Source organism: Ensifer adhaerens (assembly GCF_002940685.1).
Taxonomy (GTDB): Bacteria; Pseudomonadota; Alphaproteobacteria; order Rhizobiales; family Rhizobiaceae; genus Ensifer; species Ensifer adhaerens_E.
On sequence record NZ_PNFP01000016.1, the window covers coordinates 171,800 to 189,430 of the forward strand.

General features: G+C 63.0%; 15 protein-coding genes. 6 read left to right on the forward strand and 9 right to left on the reverse strand.

Annotated features, from left to right (window positions below):
• Positions 1–44 precede the first annotated feature (44 nt).
• A complete protein-coding gene (locus C1A35_RS27720; RefSeq protein WP_104667451.1) occupies positions 45–1,523 on the forward strand; it encodes an aldehyde dehydrogenase in 1,479 nt (492 codons plus the stop codon).
• A 42-nt stretch (positions 1,524–1,565) separates the two neighbouring features.
• Here C1A35_RS27720 and C1A35_RS27725 read toward each other — a convergent pair whose 3' ends face one another.
• Positions 1,566–2,468: a LysR family transcriptional regulator gene (locus C1A35_RS27725; protein WP_104667452.1), complete on the reverse strand. Its 903-nt coding sequence runs from the start codon at positions 2,466–2,468 to the stop codon at positions 1,566–1,568.
• A gap of 193 nt (positions 2,469–2,661) precedes the next feature.
• On the opposite strand from C1A35_RS27725, the gene C1A35_RS27730 reads away from it, so the two are divergent.
• Both C1A35_RS27730 and C1A35_RS27735 read left to right on the forward strand, forming a co-directional pair.
• Positions 2,662–4,389, forward strand: a complete 1,728-nt coding sequence (locus tag C1A35_RS27730) for an amidohydrolase family protein (RefSeq protein WP_199773044.1) — start codon at positions 2,662–2,664, stop codon at positions 4,387–4,389.
• Positions 4,390–4,552: 163 nt separating this feature from the next.
• Positions 4,553–5,263: a YczE/YyaS/YitT family protein gene (locus C1A35_RS27735; protein WP_104667454.1), complete on the forward strand. Its 711-nt coding sequence runs from the start codon at positions 4,553–4,555 to the stop codon at positions 5,261–5,263.
• Between the two features lie 49 nt (positions 5,264–5,312).
• Here the strand turns inward: C1A35_RS27735 and C1A35_RS27740 are convergent, their stop codons facing one another.
• From C1A35_RS27740 to C1A35_RS27750, 3 genes are all read right to left on the reverse strand, one after another.
• Positions 5,313–6,566, reverse strand: coding sequence for a sensor domain-containing diguanylate cyclase (locus C1A35_RS27740; protein WP_104667455.1), 1,254 nt, complete (start codon positions 6,564–6,566; stop codon positions 5,313–5,315).
• Positions 6,567–6,725: 159 nt separating this feature from the next.
• A complete protein-coding gene (locus C1A35_RS27745) occupies positions 6,726–7,238 on the reverse strand; it encodes a flavin reductase (protein ID WP_104667456.1) in 513 nt (170 codons plus the stop codon).
• A gap of 8 nt (positions 7,239–7,246) precedes the next feature.
• Positions 7,247–8,809 (reverse strand): 4-hydroxyphenylacetate 3-hydroxylase N-terminal domain-containing protein, encoded by a 1,563-nt coding sequence (locus tag C1A35_RS27750; protein WP_104667457.1) that lies wholly within the window; start codon positions 8,807–8,809, stop codon positions 7,247–7,249.
• A gap of 95 nt (positions 8,810–8,904) precedes the next feature.
• Here C1A35_RS27750 and C1A35_RS27755 point away from each other — a divergent pair, with 95 nt between their 5' ends.
• The gene (locus C1A35_RS27755; protein ID WP_104667458.1) at positions 8,905–9,780 is read left to right on the forward strand and encodes a helix-turn-helix domain-containing protein; all 876 of its coding nucleotides are present in this window, start codon (positions 8,905–8,907) and stop codon (positions 9,778–9,780) included.
• A 30-nt stretch (positions 9,781–9,810) separates the two neighbouring features.
• Here the strand turns inward: C1A35_RS27755 and C1A35_RS27760 are convergent, their stop codons facing one another.
• From C1A35_RS27760 to C1A35_RS27775, 4 genes are read right to left on the reverse strand one after another with little or no spacing between them, the layout of a single operon-like run.
• Positions 9,811–10,935: a DmpA family aminopeptidase gene (locus C1A35_RS27760; RefSeq protein WP_104667492.1), complete on the reverse strand. Its 1,125-nt coding sequence runs from the start codon at positions 10,933–10,935 to the stop codon at positions 9,811–9,813.
• A gap of 2 nt (positions 10,936–10,937) precedes the next feature.
• Positions 10,938–11,768, reverse strand: coding sequence for an ABC transporter permease (locus tag C1A35_RS27765; RefSeq protein ID WP_104667493.1), 831 nt, complete (start codon positions 11,766–11,768; stop codon positions 10,938–10,940).
• 7 nt (positions 11,769–11,775) lie between these two features.
• A complete protein-coding gene (locus C1A35_RS27770) occupies positions 11,776–12,675 on the reverse strand; it encodes an ABC transporter permease (RefSeq protein WP_104667459.1) in 900 nt (299 codons plus the stop codon).
• A 1-nt stretch (position 12,676) separates the two neighbouring features.
• Positions 12,677–13,768, reverse strand: a complete 1,092-nt coding sequence (locus C1A35_RS27775; RefSeq protein ID WP_104667460.1) for an ABC transporter ATP-binding protein — start codon at positions 13,766–13,768, stop codon at positions 12,677–12,679.
• Between the two features lie 166 nt (positions 13,769–13,934).
• On the opposite strand from C1A35_RS27775, the gene C1A35_RS27780 reads away from it, so the two are divergent.
• Positions 13,935–15,014 (forward strand): polyamine ABC transporter substrate-binding protein, encoded by a 1,080-nt coding sequence (locus tag C1A35_RS27780; RefSeq protein WP_234823036.1) that lies wholly within the window; start codon positions 13,935–13,937, stop codon positions 15,012–15,014.
• Positions 15,015–15,088: 74 nt separating this feature from the next.
• Positions 15,089–15,946 carry a MurR/RpiR family transcriptional regulator gene (locus tag C1A35_RS27785; protein WP_104667461.1) on the forward strand — a complete coding sequence of 286 codons (858 nt, stop codon included), beginning with the start codon at positions 15,089–15,091 and terminating at the stop codon, positions 15,944–15,946.
• Between the two features lie 265 nt (positions 15,947–16,211).
• On the opposite strand, the gene C1A35_RS27790 is transcribed toward C1A35_RS27785, so the two are convergent.
• Entirely contained in the window at positions 16,212–17,510 is a 1,299-nt protein-coding gene (locus C1A35_RS27790; protein WP_104667462.1) for an amidohydrolase family protein, read from the reverse strand.
• Between the last annotated feature and the right edge of the window lie 121 nt (positions 17,511–17,631).

Here is a 17,631-nt window from a genome sequence, read left to right on the forward strand (position 1 = left end):
GCGGGTTAGCCGCCGTCCCTGCAAGTCAAACGGGACCGGACATCATGCAGGACAAGATCGATCAATTGCGGAACCTTTCCATCGCGGGGCAGAAGCTGTTCATCGGCGGCCGCTGGCAGGGGAGCCTGTCCGGCCAAACCCTCGATGTCGTCTCGCCGATCGACGGACGCCATCTGACGACGATTGCCGATGCGGATGCCGGCGATGTCGACGCGGCCGTTCGAGCCGCCCGCACCGCCTTCGAGAAGGGAAGCTGGTCGAGGGCGGCACCAGCGGCGCGCAAGAAGGTTCTGACCCGCATTGCCGCAATCATCGAGGCGCAGGCTCTGGAACTGGCGGTCCTCGGGGTGCGCGACAACGGCACCGAAATTTCCATGGCGCTGAAGGCGGAGCCCGGCAGTGCCGCCGGGACCTTTCGCTACTATGCCGAGGCGCTCGACAAGGTCTATGGCGAGATCGCGCCGACGGCCGATACCATCCTCGGCCTCATCCATCGCGAACCGATCGGTGTGGTCGCTGCGATCGTCCCCTGGAACTTCCCGCTGATGATCGGCGCCTGGAAAATCGCGCCGGCGCTCGCCGCCGGCAACTCCGTCGTGCTGAAGCCGGCCGAAGGCGCGTCGCTCAGCCTGCTCCGGCTTGCGGAAATCTGCGCCGAGGCTGGCCTGCCCGAGGGCGTCCTGAACGTCGTCACCGGCCGCGGTGCGACGACGGGCGAGGCGATCGGTCTGCATGGCGATATCGACGTGCTCGCCTTCACCGGATCCGGTGGCGTCGGCCGGCGCCTGCTCGAATATTCCGCCCGCTCTAACCTGAAGCGCGTCTATCTCGAACTCGGCGGCAAGTCGCCGAACGTCGTCTTTGCCGACGCGCCGGATCTCGATCAGGCGGCGCGCATTTCCGCCTATGGCATCTTCCGCAATTCCGGACAGGTCTGCGTCGCCGGCTCTAGGCTGCTTGTCGAGCGCTCGATCCACGAAGCCTTCTCGGAGAAGGTGGCAGCGATAGCGGCATCCATAAAGGTCGGTGACCCCTTGCTTCTTGCGACAGAGGCCGGCGCGATCTCCAGCGATGTGCAACTCCGGAAGAACCTCGCATTCGTCCGCGAGGCTAAAGAGGACGGTGCGCGCCTGCGCTGGGGCGGCAAGCGCATCCTTGAAGAAACCGGCGGCTACTACATGCAGCCGACCGTCTTCGACGTCGATCCGGATATGAAGCTGGCAAAGGAGGAGGTGTTCGGCCCGGTTCTCGCAGTCATTCCCTTCGACGACGAGGCGGACGCGCTCCGGATCGCCAATGGGACGGAATACGGTCTGGCGTCGGCCGTCTGGACCGCGAACCTGTCGCGCGCGCACCGGATGGTGCGCGGCATCCGGGCCGGCGTCGTGCACGTCAACACCTATGGCGGCGCCGACAATACGGTGCCGCTCGGCGGCGTCCGGCAATCCGGCAACGGTCACGACAAGTCGCTGCACGCGCTCGACAAATATACCGACCTGAAAACGGCCTGGATCCAGCTCTGACGAGGGGAGCGAGGCCGTATCTGTCCCAAACAGGTGAGCCGGCTATTCCATCGTCGCCCGCAAGGCCCGGATGATCTCTTCGGCAAACATGGCGGCGGCCAGGCCATGCCCGCGCCTTTCCCGCTGCACCAGGGAAAGCACGTTCTTTGCGAAGGTCCGGTCGCGGATCTGCAGGTAGGTCAGCACGCCGTTTCGCTGTTCCTCGGTAATGTCGAACTTGCTGAGAAAGGCGATGCCGTCGCCGGCGGCGGCCAGGAACTTCATCGCCTCGATGGAATTGGTGAGATAGGTGGGCTCGACCGTTAGTCCGGCCTCGGCAAAGGCATCGGCGACGGTGCCATGGATCTGCATCGACTTGTCGGCAAAGATCAGCGGGTAGGGCTGGCAGTAGGCAAGCGGCAAGGTCTCCATGCCGACTAGCGGGTGTTCGGGAGCCACCACCGCGCCTAGGCGGGTGTCCATCTTCCACAGCGTCTCGACCTGCGGCGTCGGCGGGAGACTGAAGGCAAAGCCGAGATCGGCCTCGCCATCGGCCACCGCCTGAACGATGTCGCGGGCAAACATCACCCGGATGGTGATCTTCAGACGCGGATGGCGTGCGCCGAAGATCGCGGCCACCTTGGGCACGATGCCGCCGGCAAGGCCGTTCATGGTGGCGATGATCACTTCGCCGCTCTGCAGCGCCTTGATATCGCGAATTTCGGCCTCGACCTGGCTATATTCCTTCATCGTCCGGCGTACATGCGCGACGAGGATTTCGCCGGCCGGCGTCAGCCTGAGGCCACGCGGCAGCCGCTCGAACAGCGGCTCGCCGATGTCCTCCTCCAGCTGCAACACATGCTTGTTGATGGCCGAGGCAGCGACGTTCAGCCGTTCGCTCGCCCCGCGGATCGAGCCTGAGCGCGCGACCTCGTCGATATAGCGCAGCACACGTGAATGCAGCATGGTCTTCCCCATTCAAGCGCTCTCGAAAAGCGAACGGTACGAGCATAAAATACTGCTTTTCGGAAGCGGTGCAATGACTTCTTATGGTTCGCGAGGGGCGCGATCTCAGCGCCCGCGGGAGCTCAACCGTTGGCGCAGTCGAACCGGCTGCGTGTCTGCAGGCGCCAACGGTATCGAAAGTGGAGGACTATTCGTGAACCAGACTGAAACCGCGCATTACGACAAGGTGCGCGCCATCTTCGACATCCTGAACGGCGAGGGGGAGGCGGATCTTCTTTTGAAGAACCTGAACATCCTCGATGTGCACGGCGAGACCGTCTATCAGGGCTCCATTCTCGTCTATGACAAGCGCATCGTTGCGCTCAACCCCGATGAGACGGTCCTGAAAGTCAGGCAAGTCTTCGACGGCAAGGGTCTTTACGCGATCCCCGGCCTGATCGATGCGCATATCCATTTCGAATCCCAGCTTGCGCACCCGACAGCGCTCGCCGAGGCGATGGTGCCCTGCGGCACGACAACGATCTATGCCGAGTGCCTGGATCTGCTTAGCGCCGCCGGCAAGGAAGGCGTGGAAGCCGCCGAGGCGCTGTTTAAGGATCACGATCAGCTGCCCTACCGGCTCTATGCCTTTGCGCCCGGCAAGAAGACCGCGGCATCGGTAACCGAGGCGGTGCTCAAGATGGAGCCGGTGATCGGGCTCGGCGAGTTCGAGCACTTCACCTACAGCTCCGGCAACGACGACGACTTCCGCAAGGCGGCCTGGGTCCGCGCCAAGGGCGGCTTCATGAACGGCCACTGGGGCGTCACCGCCCTCTCGGACATGATCCTCAACTACCTGCCGGCGATCGGCGTCTCCAACAATCACGATGTCTGGAACGAGAAGGACATCGAAAAAAGCATCCGCTACGGCTTCCCGACGCATATCAAGTTCGGCGTCGGCAGCAGCGAAGTGATCAAGGTGCTCCTGCGCGCGATCGTCGACCGCAAATGGCCGACCGACAACTTCATGCTGTGCACCGACAACATCTCGATCGAGCGCCTGCTGACCATGGGCCACATGGACTGGATCATCTCGCTTTGTGCCGAGATGGGCATCAACCCGATCCACGCGATCAAGATGGCGACCTACAACACGGCGCGCTCGTTCCACATGGAAGACAGGATCGGCTCGCTGACGCCAGGTCGTTTCGCCGACATCGTCCTGACCGACAGTCTGTCGAAGATCAATCCGCTCTACGTGTTCAAGGACGGCGAACTGGTCGCAAAGGACCGCAAGCTCCTGAAGAACGCCGTCATCGACTATTCCGGCATGTGCAAGGATGGTGTCAGTGGGCTCGGCGATCTCACACCGGAACAACTGGACATCGTACCCCTGGAGGTGTCGGAGGACGGGACACGGGCCAAGGTCTATCTCTTCGACGTCTACGGCCGCGGCCATGCCAAGTTCTACCAGGAAATCTGGGTTCCGCTGAAGGATGGCAGGATCGTCGCCGAGCATGAGGGCGCGAAGCTGAGCCGGCTGTCGGTCGTGCAGCGTTATGCCGATGGCAAGCGCCACGTGGTCAACGGCCTGTTCAAGGGCGTGCATGTCGATCGTGGCGCAGTGGCGACCTTTTGGCCGGCGCCAAAACCCTATTTCGTCGTCGTCGGGCAGGACAGCGCCGAAATGTGCCATTGCCTCAAGCGGGTCGATACCCATGCCGGCGCCTGCATCGTAACCGACGGCAAGGTGGAGAAGGCGGTCATGCCGCTCGAGATCTACGGCGTCATGGCCAACATGACGGTGAAGGAGTTGACGGAGAGCGCGGCTGCGATCGATGCGGCGCTTGAAGCTTTGGGCAACCGCAACGAAGGCGAGCCGGTGGTCAACAAGCTGCTCAGCCTGTTCATCTCGTTGCATCGCTTCCGCTTCATGGCCTAGAGCCGTTCAGAAAAAGAGACGGGCGTTTCGGCGTCCGTCCGCCCGGAAAGTGGCGTGCTTCCGCGACAATGGGCGCACATGCCGAAAGATTTAAAAGCGCATCGCTGAGGGGCGATGGGCCGGCGGGGTAAGGAGCTCCGCATACGTTTCGAGGGAGGAAACAATGGAACACAATGCGGCGGAAGCCGAGATCGTCGATACCGGCAGCCTGACGCGGCGCTGGATCATGTATGTCGTCGGCATCTATGTGCTGACCTTCGGCGTCAGCCTGGCGATCCGGGCGGGCATCGGCATTTCACCCCAGAGCAGCCTGACGCGGACGATGACGCTGGTCTACCCGCCGTTCAGCCAGGGCACCTACAACTTCATGCTCGAACTGATCATGCTATTTCTGACCTATCTGGTGCTGCCGAAGGACTTCAAGCTCAAGAACTTCGCATCCCTGATCCCGGCCTTCGTGCTGGCGGTCTTCCTCGACTTCAACCTGGGTCTCACCGAGTTCATCAAGCTCGACGCCTATCCGCTCAGGGTGGCGCTCCTGGTCTTTGCCGATGCGGCGCTCGCCTTCGGCCTGTTCCTGATGATCCGCGCCAATCTCGTGCTGATGCCGATCGACATGTTCGTCAACACGATCTTCAAGCGCACCGGCTGGAAGTGGGGCAACATCAAGACCGGCTTCGATTGCACGTTGCTGGTTCTCTCGGCCTGTATCGGTCTGCTCTTCCTTGCCGAGGTCAAGTTCATCCGCGAGGGCACGATCCTCAACGCCATCCTCGTCGGCCAGTACATCAAGCTCTATTTCTTCCTGTACAGGAAGATGCAGGGCCGCAAGGCATCGGCCTCACCGAAGGGGCTGGAAGCCGCCGCAAAGTGACATTTGTCGCGCGATCTGGGGGGCGGCCGAACCGGCGGCCCCCTTTGTGCTATCCGAAAGCGAGTTCGAGGTTCTGGCGGTCTCGCGCGACCACGTGGCATTTGGCTTCGAAACCGTCGCCGGCGACGACCAGCACGAACTCCGGCGGAATCCCTGCGGAGTTCGAAACGGTGATCGCCGCACCGTCGGCGCCAAGCGACCTGATCGTGCAGTCGATGCTCGAGTGACTGTCGTCGAAGAGAATGGTGCCGGCCTTCAGAACCCGTTGGCGGGGTCCGGCCTGATAACCGGCATCGAGGCTGAGCCAATCGACACAGCGGTTCCGGCCGGCGGCCTTGGCCAGATACATCGCCGCGTCCGCCTGAGAGAGCAAGGTGCCACCGTCCCTGGTCTTGGTCGACAACGTCGAGGTGCCGAAGCTTGCAGTGACCGCAAGCGAACCAAAGTCGCCATGGATTGTTTGTGCGGCGATCGCTGCCCTCAGCTTTTCCGCCGCAGCGACGGCCCCTTTGCTGTCGACATGCGGCAGGATCACCGCAAATTCCTCGCCGCCAAGTCGTCCGAACAGGTCACTCGCGCGCAGATTGGACTGGCAGGTGGCCGCAACGGCCTTCAAGACCTCGTCGCCTGCCGCATGTCCATATGTGTCGTTGACCCGCTTGAAGTGGTCGACATCGAGCACGATGCAGGAAAGTTCGTGCTGGTGCCGGACGGCAAGGGATATCAGCTTTTCGGCTTCCTCGCGAAAGGCGCGCCGCGTCAGCGTGCCGGTGAGCCCGTCCGTCGCGGCCGACTGCAGCAACTCGATCCGGTCCATCGCCACCCCCGCCAGTTCCGTCAGAACCGAAAGGTCCCGGGGCGTGAACTCTCTTGGGCTGCGATCGATCGCGCACACGGTCCCGACCGTGTGTCCGTCGCGGGTCTTGAGCGGTACTCCGGCATAAAAGCGAAGATGGTCTGCGCCGGTGACGGCGGGATGCCGGGCAAAGCGCGGATCCTTCGTGGCATCTTCCACAACGAGGGGCTCGTCGCAGGCAACAACGTAGCGGCAGAACGTGTCCTTGAGCGGGACCTCCTCGGCCAGAAGACCGGAGCAGGCCTTGTACCATTGTCGATGAGCATCGATCAGAGAAACGATGCCGATTTCGATGGCAAAGACGTGTTTGATCAGCCGCACGACGCGGTCAATGCCGTCATCCCTTGGTGTGTCGAGGATATCGAGTGCATCAAGGGCGGCCAGGCGATCGGTTTCCCGGTCGTTCGCATCCGCCATCGATCGTCCGGTCGGTTCGGCAACCACCATTCCGTTTCCTTTCTCACTCCGCGCCAAGCAAATAGACGCGTTTCGACAAAAAACAAATGGCGCTGTTCAGTATCTGGATATCGACTGTGTCGGCTCTGCGGCGAAAGCCCGCCATTGCGGCAAACACGTCGATCTTATGGTCTGGACAAATGGTGGCCCTTACCCGCCGAAACTTCCGAGCTGCGTCGGAACATGCACGTAGTTGCGATCGAAATAGAGCAGCGCATTGCCGTCGTTGCGCGAACGGATGCCGACGACCCGGCCGATCAGGATATGGTGTGTTCCCAAGAGCCGTGCCTCTGACAGTTCGCAGTCGAGCGAGACGATCGCATCCTTGACGGCAAGGCTGCCCGATTGCATCTCGACCCAGTCGGCGGCTGCATAGCGCGCCGCCATGTCCTGCGTTGCGCCGGCGAAATGCCCGGCGAGGTCCCGGTGGTCGTGGCTGAGCACGTTGACGCAGAAGCGCCGGTTGTCGATGAACAGGCCGCATTGGGCGGAGTTGCGGTTCATGCAGACGAGCAGCGTCGGCGGTTCGTCGGTCACCGAGCACATGGCGGTGGCGGTGAACCCGCCGCGTCCGGCCGGTCCGTTGGTGGTGATGACGTTGACCGGCGCGCAGACCCGCGCCATGGCGTTGCGAAACTCGGTTTTCGAGACGAGCGGTTCCATGGCGGACCTCATTCGGCGGCATTGCGCAGCGATTGATCGTCGTCGAGCGGCGGCAGCCAGGTGTTTCCGGTCCAGCCGTTCTCGTCGTAGTCGGCCATGCACTGGTCGACGAGCGCTTCCATTTCCTTCAGTCGCCCGCCGCGCTCGGCGCCTTTCAGCACCTGCAGCCTCACCTCTTCCGGGGCGCCGGCATAGTTCAGCTCATAGAGTGCATGCCGCCCGCCGAACTCGGTGCCGGTCGCGTCCCAGAGCAGCTTCATGATCTTGATGCGTTCGATGTGGCCCATGTCGTTGGAGCCGCGCACATATTGCGCCAGATAACGATCGATCTCGGGGTTGCCGAAGTCGCGTGCCGAGGACGGCAGGTAGATGAGGCCGGAGGCAACGACCTTGCGGATCGTTTCGACGACGCGCGGATAGGCCTCCGACATGAAGGTACGGTAGGAAAGGGCCGCCTCGAGATTCGGAAGCACGGCGCCGTCGGCCCAGGGGATCGGGTTGTGCGCCATGGCATTGGAGAAGCTCCAGAACATGTGCCTGAGCGCGATCACTTCGCCGAGTGCCGCCTGGTTGCCGCGAAACGCATCGCCGCCGGTGGCGCGCAGCGCCTTGGCAAGCAGCCCCGCCAGGAAGTCGAGCTTCACCGCGAAGCGGGTGCAGCCCTGGAAGCAGTAGCCGTGCATGAAGCCGGAGGCCGGGTGGAAGGAGAGGATCTTGGCGGCATCGCGCAGCACCAGCACGTCCTCCCAGGGCACGAAGACGTTGTCGAGCACCAGGATCGCGTCGTTTTCGTCGAAGCGCGACGACAGCGGGTAGTCGAAGGGATGGCCGACGGTGTTGGCCGTCTGCTCGTAGGAAACCCGGCAGAACATCTTGATGCCGGGTGCGTTCATCGGGACGATGAACATGACCGAGAGCGAGGGATCCTCCGTCACCGTTGCCGAACTCTGCGCCAGGAAATTATAGTGCGTCAGCGCCGAGGAGGTCGCGACCACCTTGGCCCCGGAGACATAGATGCCGGCATCGGTTTCCTTGGTGATGTGGACGAAGACGTCCTTGACCGCATCGGCCGGCTTGTGGCGGTCGATCGGCGGGTTGACGATCGCGTGGTTCATGAAGAGAGCGGCTTCCTGGGCGCGTTTGTGCCAGGCGAGCGCATTGTCCTTGAATGGGCCATACCAGTTGGCATTGGCGCCGAGCGTGTTCATCAGCGCCGCCTTGTAATCGGCAGTTCGACCCATCCAGCCATAGGACATGCGCGCCCATTCGGCGATCGCTCCCTGCTGTGCTGCAAGGTCGGTGGAGGAACGGGCGACGCGGAAATACTTGTGGGTGTAGCCGCCGGAGCCGGTGTCGGTCGGTGACGTCAGGATCTCCTTCTTCGCCGGGTCGTGCAGCGCGTCGTAGAGCCGTGCCAGCGACCGGGCGGAGTTGCGCATCGCCGGGTGGCTGGTAACGTCCTTAATGCGCTCGCCATTGATATAGACCTCGCGGCCGTCGCGCAGGCTCTCCAGATATTCGGCGCCGGTGAAGGGCCGCGTCCTGTCGGCGCGGAAATCCTCTGCTCTCATTCTCTCCTCCCTTGAGTTTCGTCAAGGCTAGGCGTTGAAATCGTCGGCCACCATGGACAGAATGGCAAAATGACTTGCACTTTTTTCGGTGGAGCATGACCGGCAATATCCCAAGTTTCTTCGTCTATGGCGAGCCGGAGCAAAAGCTCGAGCCCGGGTTCTTTCACGTCGAAACGGTGATGGCCCGGCGAAGCCTGCATCAGGGGCAGGTGAAGGCCCACAAGCACGACCAGATGGGGCAGATCACCTACTGGCTGAGCGGTGGGGGGACCTACTTCATCGACGACAAGCCATTGGACTTTTCCGCACCAGCGGTGAGCTTCGTTCCAAGCGGCATCGTGCACGGTTTCTCCGTCGACCCGGAGACGAGCGATGCCATCGTCGTCTCGGTTGCCGACGGCGCGCTGCTCTCGATCCGCGAGAATACGGCGCTTTCGCTCGACAGGCCCACGATGATCCGCGGCGATGGCGAGGACCGGGGCTGGGGGCGCCTCGGTGAGTTGCTGGATATCGTTGCCGAGGAATATGCGGGTGGCGCCCCCGGCACCCAACAGATGCTCGCCTCGCTGGTCGCCGCCGCGCTGACCCAGATCTCCCGCCTCGCTTCCGCGACGCCAGCCGGCCAGCCGGCACAGGCGGCGCTGGCAACGGAATTGCGCCGGCTCATCGATGTGCATTTCCGCGAGAACTGGAGCGTCGGGCAATATACCGATGCATTGGCCACGACGCCGCATCTGCTGGCCAAGGCGAGCAGGGACGCCTTCGGCATGCAGGTGAAGGAGCTCATCAACGAACGGCGACTGCTCGAAGCCAAGCGCCTGCTGCTCTTCACCGTGCGGCCGCTCGAAGACATTGCCTACGAAATCGGCTTTACCGACGCCGCCTATTTTTCGCGGTTCTTCCGCTTGCGGTTGGGCGAGGCGCCGAGCGACTGGCGCCGGGCGCGCGTGAGCGGATCCGGAGCCGGCTAAACCACCGAGCCCCGGGCTTATGGCCGCAGGCTATCGGCCATAGGCCCGCATCACTTCCATCAGCGGTTCGTGGCGGATTGCCTGGATCTTGAAGCGATCGTGGGCGGTGCCGCCGGAATCCTCGGCTGCAATCATTGCATTGACGACCGCCTCTTCGACACTGTCGACGGTTGCGAGATAAACAGGATCGAGCAGTTCGTCGTTGACGATCTCCAGCGACAGGCGCGGCGGCGCCTTGTGCGCCATCGGCTGGGTATTGGCGGTGGAGAAGGCGAGGAAGATGTCGCCGGAATTGTTGCCGCCCGGTGTGCCGTTGCGGCCGATGCCGATCGCCGCGCGCCGCGCCAGCCGCTTCAATTGGTGCGGCGCCATCGGCAGGTCGGTGGCGATCACCACGATGATCGAACCGCGTTCCTGCATCTGGCTTTGCGGCGTGCCGTCGCGCATGTGCTTGCCGACAGGAACGCCTCCGATCGTCAACCAGTCGCGCTGGCCGTGATTGGCCTGCACCAGCGTGCCGATCGTATAGTCGCGGCCCCCGAACCCGACGACGCGGGATGCCGTGCCGGTGCCGCCCTTGAAGCCATAGGCGATCATGCCGGTGCCGCCACCGCAATTGCCCTCCTGAACGGGGCCGGACGTGGCGCTGTCGAGTGCTGCGCGCACATCGACCTCGGTGATCGGCTGGCCGTTGATGTCGTTCAAGACGCCGTCATAGGTCTCCGCGACGACAGGCATCAGCCAGAGAAAATCGTCCGTGTCGTAGGTCGACCGGTAGCGCTCCAGCATCCACTTTATGGTCGCGTGGTGCGTCATGCCGACGGCGTGGGTGTTGGTGATCATGACCGGCCCGAGGAAGAAGCCGCCGTCTTCGATCCAGTGGGTTCCGGTCATTTCGCCGTTGCCGTTGAAGCGATGCACGCCCGCATAGACGGGGACGGGCGTTTCGGATCCGGCGTGCGGCAGGATGGCGGTGACACCGGTGCGCACCGGGCGCTTGCGCCCGGGGCGCGGCGTTTGCTCCTCGATGGTGCGAAAGCCGACGGCAATGCCGTCGACATCGGTGATCGCATTGAGGCGGCCGGTGCGGCCGGAAAAGGGCAGGCCGATATCGCGGGCGCGAGCGCTGGAGGGCTTGGAGGTTTTGTCGTTCATGATCATTTCTGCCGGGAGCGAAGGTAGAGGCCGAGCGAGGCGACGACGAAGGAGAAGGTCAGCATCATCACGGCGATGGCGTTGATCTCCGGTTTGATGCCGCGCCGAAGCATGGAGAAGATGAACATCGGCAGCGTCGTGACGTCGACGCCGGCGATGAAGTAGGTGATGACGAGGTCGTCCATCGAGATGATGAAGGCGAGCAGCGCGCCGCCGACGATCGCCGGAAAGAGTTGCGGCAGCACCACCCGGCGAAAGGTCATCCATTCGTTGGCGCCGAGATCGGCGGATGCGTGTTCCAGCGTCCGGTCCATGCCGGCAAGGCGCGCCGAGACGACGATGAAGACATAGGAAATCAGGAAGGTGCACTGGCCGATGATGATCGTCGTTAGGCCGAGCTTGATGCCGGAATTGACGAAGAAGATCAGAAGCGCAATGCCGAGAACGATATCCGGCATCAGCATCGGCATGAACATCACCACCCGGTAGAAGCGCTGGCCGACGAATTCGAAGCGGTAGAGCGCAATCGCGATCGCCGTGCCGAAGACCGTGGCGATGGCCGTCGTCGAGGCCGCGATCACCAGGCTGTTCCAGACGGCCTGCAGAAGCTGCCCCGTCGACTCGATGTAGAGCGCGCTCTCGGAGACCTTGGTCTTGAAGCCGAGCACCTGGGCGTACCATTCGGTGGTGAAGCCGGTCCAGGTCATCATGTTCACCGGATTGGCGTTGAACGAATAGACGGCGATGACCACCAGGGGGATATAGATGAAGGCGAAGAAGAGAGCGGTATAGGCGACCAGTCCGCCGTTAAAGAGGGATCGAGCGATCTTCATGCTCACCTCACCGTGCCAGAGCTGCGGCGGCGCTGCGGCGGCCGGAAAGCACCACATGGGCGATCATCAGGACCAGCATGACGCTCATCACCATCATCGCCAGCGCCGCCCCGAAGGGCCAGTTGCGGGCGGCCAGGAACTGCTGCTCGATCAGGTTGCCGAACATCATCACCTTGGCGCCGCCAAGCACCGCCGGCACGACGAAGTTGCCAAGCGCCGGGATGAAGACGATGACGGCACCGCCGGCAATGCCTGGGGCCGTCAGCGGCAGGATGATGCGCCAGAAGGTGCGCACCGGTCCGGCGCCGAGATCGAGCGAGGCGCGCACCAGCGTCCAGTCGAGTTTCTCGACGCTCGCATAGACGGGCATGAACATGAAGGGAATGAACACATAGGTCATTCCGAGGATGATCGCGCCCTTCGTATAAATGAGATCGAGCGGGCGTTCGATCAGCCCGGTCGAGAGCAGCGCCTCGTTGACGAGCCCGGTCTGGCGCAGGATCAGCACCCAGACGAAAAGCCGCACGATCAGGCTGGTGAAGAACGGCAGCGTGATCAGGAACAGGCAGAAGTTCTTCCAGCGCTCGGAAAGCCGGGCGATGCAGAAGGCGGCGGGATAGCAGACGAGAAGCGTCGCAAGCACCGTCAGCGCCGCGATCTCGATCGAACGCAGGAAGATCGCGATATAGATCGGATCGAATTCCTCGAACATCGGATCGGCAAAGCCGAGGATGCGGCCGAAATTATGCGGGTAGAAGGTCCATTCCACGCCGCCGTAAAGGCCGGGTGCGAGGAAGCTGGTCACGACCATGATCGCAAGCGGCCCGAGAAAGAAGACGGCGAGAAAGGCCGAGACGGGTCCGAGCAGGAGGCCGAGTTGAAAGCGGCGGCGGCTGGCGATCGACATCTCAGGCCCCCGCGCTTTCGCCGATCAGGTGCACGGCAGAGGGATCATAGGCAAGCCGCGCCTTGCGGGTCCGTTCCACCGTACCGACGAGGCTGCGGCGGTTGGCCGGAACCTCCGCCACGACCTTGCGGCCCTCGGCGGTGCGGCCGAACAGTTCGAAGGTGGAGCCGACGAAAACGATCTGGTCGAGATCGACGTCGATCGTCGGGAACGGGGCGTTGTCCTCGGCGAGGAAGAACTGTTCCGGGCGGATCAGCGCCGTCGCCTGTGTCGAGATCTGCCGCTCGCAGGGCCGGTGGCGGATCGCCATGCCGTCAGCCGTCATCAGCCGGTCGCCGTCGAGCCTGCCTTCGAAGAGATTGCTGGCGCCAATGAAGGTGGCGACGAAGGTGTTGACCGGGTGGTCGTAGATGGCGCGCGGCGTGTCGAGCTGCTGGATGCGGCCGCCTGACAGAACCGCCACACGATCCGACATCGTCAGCGCTTCCTGCTGGTCGTGCGTGACGAAGATGAAGGAGATGCCGAGCTCGTTCTGCAGCGTCTTCAGCTCGATCTGCATGGCCTGGCGAAGGTTCTTGTCGAGCGCCGACAGCGGCTCGTCGAGCAGAAGCAGCTTCGGACGGGCGATGATGGCGCGCGCGAGCGCCACGCGCTGCTGCTGGCCGCCGGAGAGCTGTCGCGGTTTACGACCTTCCATGCCTTCGAGCCCGACCATCTTCAGGGCGGAAGCAACCTTTTCGCTTCTCGCCGGCTTGGCGACGCCCGCGACCTCCAGCGAATAGGCGACGTTTTCGCCGACGGTCATGTGCGGAAACAGCGCGTAGTTCTGGAAGACGGTGTTGACAGGGCGACGATAGGGCGGCCGGTCGGTCATGTCCTCGCCGTCGATCAGGATCGAGCCTTGGTCGAGCTCGACGAAGCCGCTGATCGCCTGCAGCAGCGTGGTCTTGCCGCAACCCGATGGCCCGAGCAAGGTCAGGAATTCATTGCGTCGGACATCGAGATCAATCCTGTCGAGAGCGATCACGCTGCCGCCTTCCGGAGTGGTGAAGGCCTTGCTTGCCTCCACCAGCCGGACGATGGAATTCTGCATACTTCTGTTCCCCAAAATGTTATGCAAATAACGCTTGTGCGTTTTCGATATATGGATACCATTTGCCCATCGGAGTCAACGGCCACCAGAAGCCGTGATCCGGAAGCGGCGGCCGGGGAAGGCCGCACGGGGCCATCGGGCCGCAAACCATCAGAGGAGAACATCGATGACGATGACAAACGGGACGACGCGCGAAGGCAGGAGAGCTTTCGCGACCCGTGCACGCACTGTGGCACTGTCCTTGGCGACGCTGACCGCCCTGTTCGGCACGGCGCAAGCGGCCGAACTCAACATCTACAACTGGGGCGAATACATCAATCCGGCCGTGCTGAAGAAGTTCGAGGAAGAGACCCAGATCAAGGTCAACCTCTCGACCTACTCCTCCAACGAGGAGATGCTGGCGAAGATCCAGGGCGGCGCCACGGGCTACGACATCGTCTTCCCGTCGGTGCACATGCAGGACATCATGTCCAAGCTCGACCTGCTCGAAAAGACCGACATCAACGCCTATGAGGGCTTCAAGAACATCGACCCGACGTTCCTGCGCGCCAAGAGCGACCCGAAGGGCGAGTATTGCCTGCCTTACGCCTTCGGCTCGGTCGGTATCCTCTACAACCGCAAACTGCTCGGCAAGGACGTGACCGGCTGGCGCGACCTGATCGAGACCGTGAAGGCGAAGGGCCTGAAGTTCACCCTGCTCGATGACATGCGCGAGGTGCTCTCGGTCGGCCTCATCCTCAATGGCCACAAGGTCAATTCCACCGACCCGGCGGAGCTGCAGCAGGCGGCCGACACGATCATCGCGATGAAGCCGGACGTGGCCGCGTTCACCTATGACACCCGCCCGATGGTCGCCGCCGGCGACGTGGCGGCCGGGCACTTCTTCGTCGGCTCGATGGTCGACGTCTTCGCCAATCCGAAAGATCTCGGCTACGTGATCCCGGAGGAAGGCGCGACGATGTACCAGGAGGATATCTGCGTCCTGAAGTCCGCGCCGAACAAGGAGAACGCCCTCAAGTTCCTGCAGTTCTACACCCGTCCGGAGGTGGCGGCGCTCAACATCGAACAACAGACCAACGGCACGGCCAACGTGCCGGCGCGGCAATTGACCCCCGAGCAGATCAAGAATAGCAAGGAAATCAACCCGCCGCCGGAAACCATGCAGAAGCTGCAGATCTTCGAAGATCTCGGCCCCGGCGTGCGCCAGCTCGACCGGGTCTGGACGAAGGTGAAGACGGCGCAATAATCATGTGATGCGATCGAGCGGGATGGCGGCGGAGCTTGCTGCTCTCCCGCTCTGATCATGCAATGGGAGGGGACGTGGCACAGCGCATCCTGAAGCTGCTGCGCAGCGACGAGCTCAGACGCTCGAAATCGGACAAGCTCATCGCCAACTACATCGAGCGCAATCTCGCGGAGATCCCGTTCGAGACCGCGCGCTCGATCGCGACGCGTCTCGAGGTCTCGCCGATGACGGTCGGCCGTTATCTCCGGCGAATGGGTTTCGACGGTCTCGACGAGTTGAAGCACGCGCTCAGGCGCGACGGCTCCAACAATCCCGCCTGGCAGGTCAAGGGCTCGGTCGGGCGGCTGCGGGAGGACAATCGCGAGGGCAAGCTGCTGGCCGGCCTGATCCAGCAGCAGGTCGACAATCTCGGCATGATCTACGAGCTGACGACGGCGCCGGAATGGCAGCAGGCGATCGAGGCGCTGATCGCTGCCAGCGAAGTCTATGTCGCCGCCTACCAGAACGTTCGCGGCATCGCGCAATACTTTGCCAGCCAACTGTCCTACACCCGGCCGCGTGTTCAGTTTGTCGATGGTCTCAACGGCACCTATGCCGAACTGCTCGACGGTTCCGTCGAGGGGCGCGTGCTGTTCCTGCACGATGTTCGCCGGTTTGCCGCCAAGGCGCGCCCGCTTGCCGAGGAAGCCCGCCGCGCCGGCGTCAAGGTCATCCTCTTCACCGACGAGTTCTGCCCCTGGGCGCCCGAGGTTTCCGACATCTGCCTCGTCGTGCCCGGCTCGCATGGTCCGCTCTGGGACGGAGCCGCGACGACGGTCGCTGTCATGGACCTGCTGTTGAGCAACATTATCGTCGTGCTCGGCGACGAGGTCGGCGAACGTGTCGCCCAATTGACCCGACTACAGAACGTCTTCGGCGATTTCGAGGACTAGGTCCTGACGGGTTGATGGCGTGTAGCTGACATCACCCAATTCGCCAGCTATCGAGATTGGTGCTGGGAGGGCGGGAGAAACCCCTCTGCTCTTCTTGGAGCCCCAGCTGATCCCCTCGCCAAGTCTTCATCTCCCGGCTTGACTAAGAGCACCATCTGCGTAGCTCCATCGGTTCAGTCATGCAAGTTTTGGGCGCGCGACCCAATGGGCACTCCAGAACGAGCGTGCCGCGTATTTCGGTCGGGCAGGGAGGTTCGGGGAGCACTCAAGGCGCCGGCGTCTGTGGGATGTCGTCCAGTCCGATATCGATCGAGGCCGGCCGGCCGTCGAGAAAGAGTTCGCCGATGCGCGGTGCCGTGCGGGCGATGATCTTGCCGGCCTTGATGACGAAGAGCCGGTTGGGCTTCAGCCGCAGGGCCTCGCTCACGTCGGCGGCCTGCAGCAGCACCAGATCGGCCTTGCAGCCGACGGCGAGGCCATAACCTTCAAGTCCCATGGTCTTTGCCGAATTCACGGTGATGGCGTCGAAGATCTTCTGCTTGTCGTCGATGCCGCCCATCTGTGTGACGTGGATCGCCATGTGAGCCACTTCCAGCATGTCGCCCGACCCCATCGAGTACCAGGGATCCATGACGCAGTCGTGGCCGAAGGAGACGTTGAGGCCGGCCGCCATCAACTCTCTCACCCGCGTCATGCCGCGCCGCTTCGGATAGGTGTCGTGGCGGCCCTGCAACATGATGTTGATCAGCGGATTGGGAATGACGTTGATCCGGGCTTCCGCCATCAGCGGAATGAGCTTGGAGACGTAGTAGTTGTCCATCGAGTGCATCGAGGTCAGGTGTGATCCGGCGACGCGGCCCTGAAGTCCGAAGCGAACCGTTTCAGCCGCCAAGGTCTCGATGTGGCGCGACATCGGGTCGTCGGTCTCGTCGCAATGCATGTCGACCGGCAGGCCGCGCTCGGCGGCGATCCGGCAGAGCGCTTCGACGGAGCGGGTGCCGTCCTCCATCGTGCGCTCGAAATGCGGGATGCCGCCGACGATGTCGACGCCCATGTCAAGGGCGCGGTTGAGCGACGCCACGCCGTGGCTTGCGCGAAAATAGCCGTCCTGCGGGAAAGCGACGAGCTGCAGGTCGATATAGGGCGCGACCTTCTCCTTGACCTCCAGCAACGCCTCGGCGGTGACGAGCCGCGGATCGGAGGTATCCACGTGGCTGCGGATGGCAAGAAGCCCCTGGCTGACCGCGAGATCGCAATAGCGCAGCGCCCGCTCGACCAGCGCTTCCTTCGTCAACGCCGGGCGCAACTCGCCCCAGAGCGCGATGCCCTCGAGCAGCGTGCCGGAGACGTTCATGCGCGGAAGCCCGAGCGACAGCGTCGCATCCATGTGGAAATGCGGATCGCAGAAGGGCGGGCTGAGCAGCCGGCCGGTGGCGTCGATCTCGTCGCCTGCTGTTGCGGCAATGGCCTTTTCGATTGTCGCGATCCTGCCGGCCCTGACGCCGACATCGAAACCCTGACGTCCGTCCGGAAGATTGGCGTTGCGGATGATCAGATCGAACATGGTCGCCCCCTTGCTCACTGCCCATTGGATCCTGGCGAACACGCGACACCGATCCCGAGCGATGCCTTGTGATAGCATCGGAACCGGCTTTGCGGTCAAGCGTCGCCGGCCAAGGACGCGT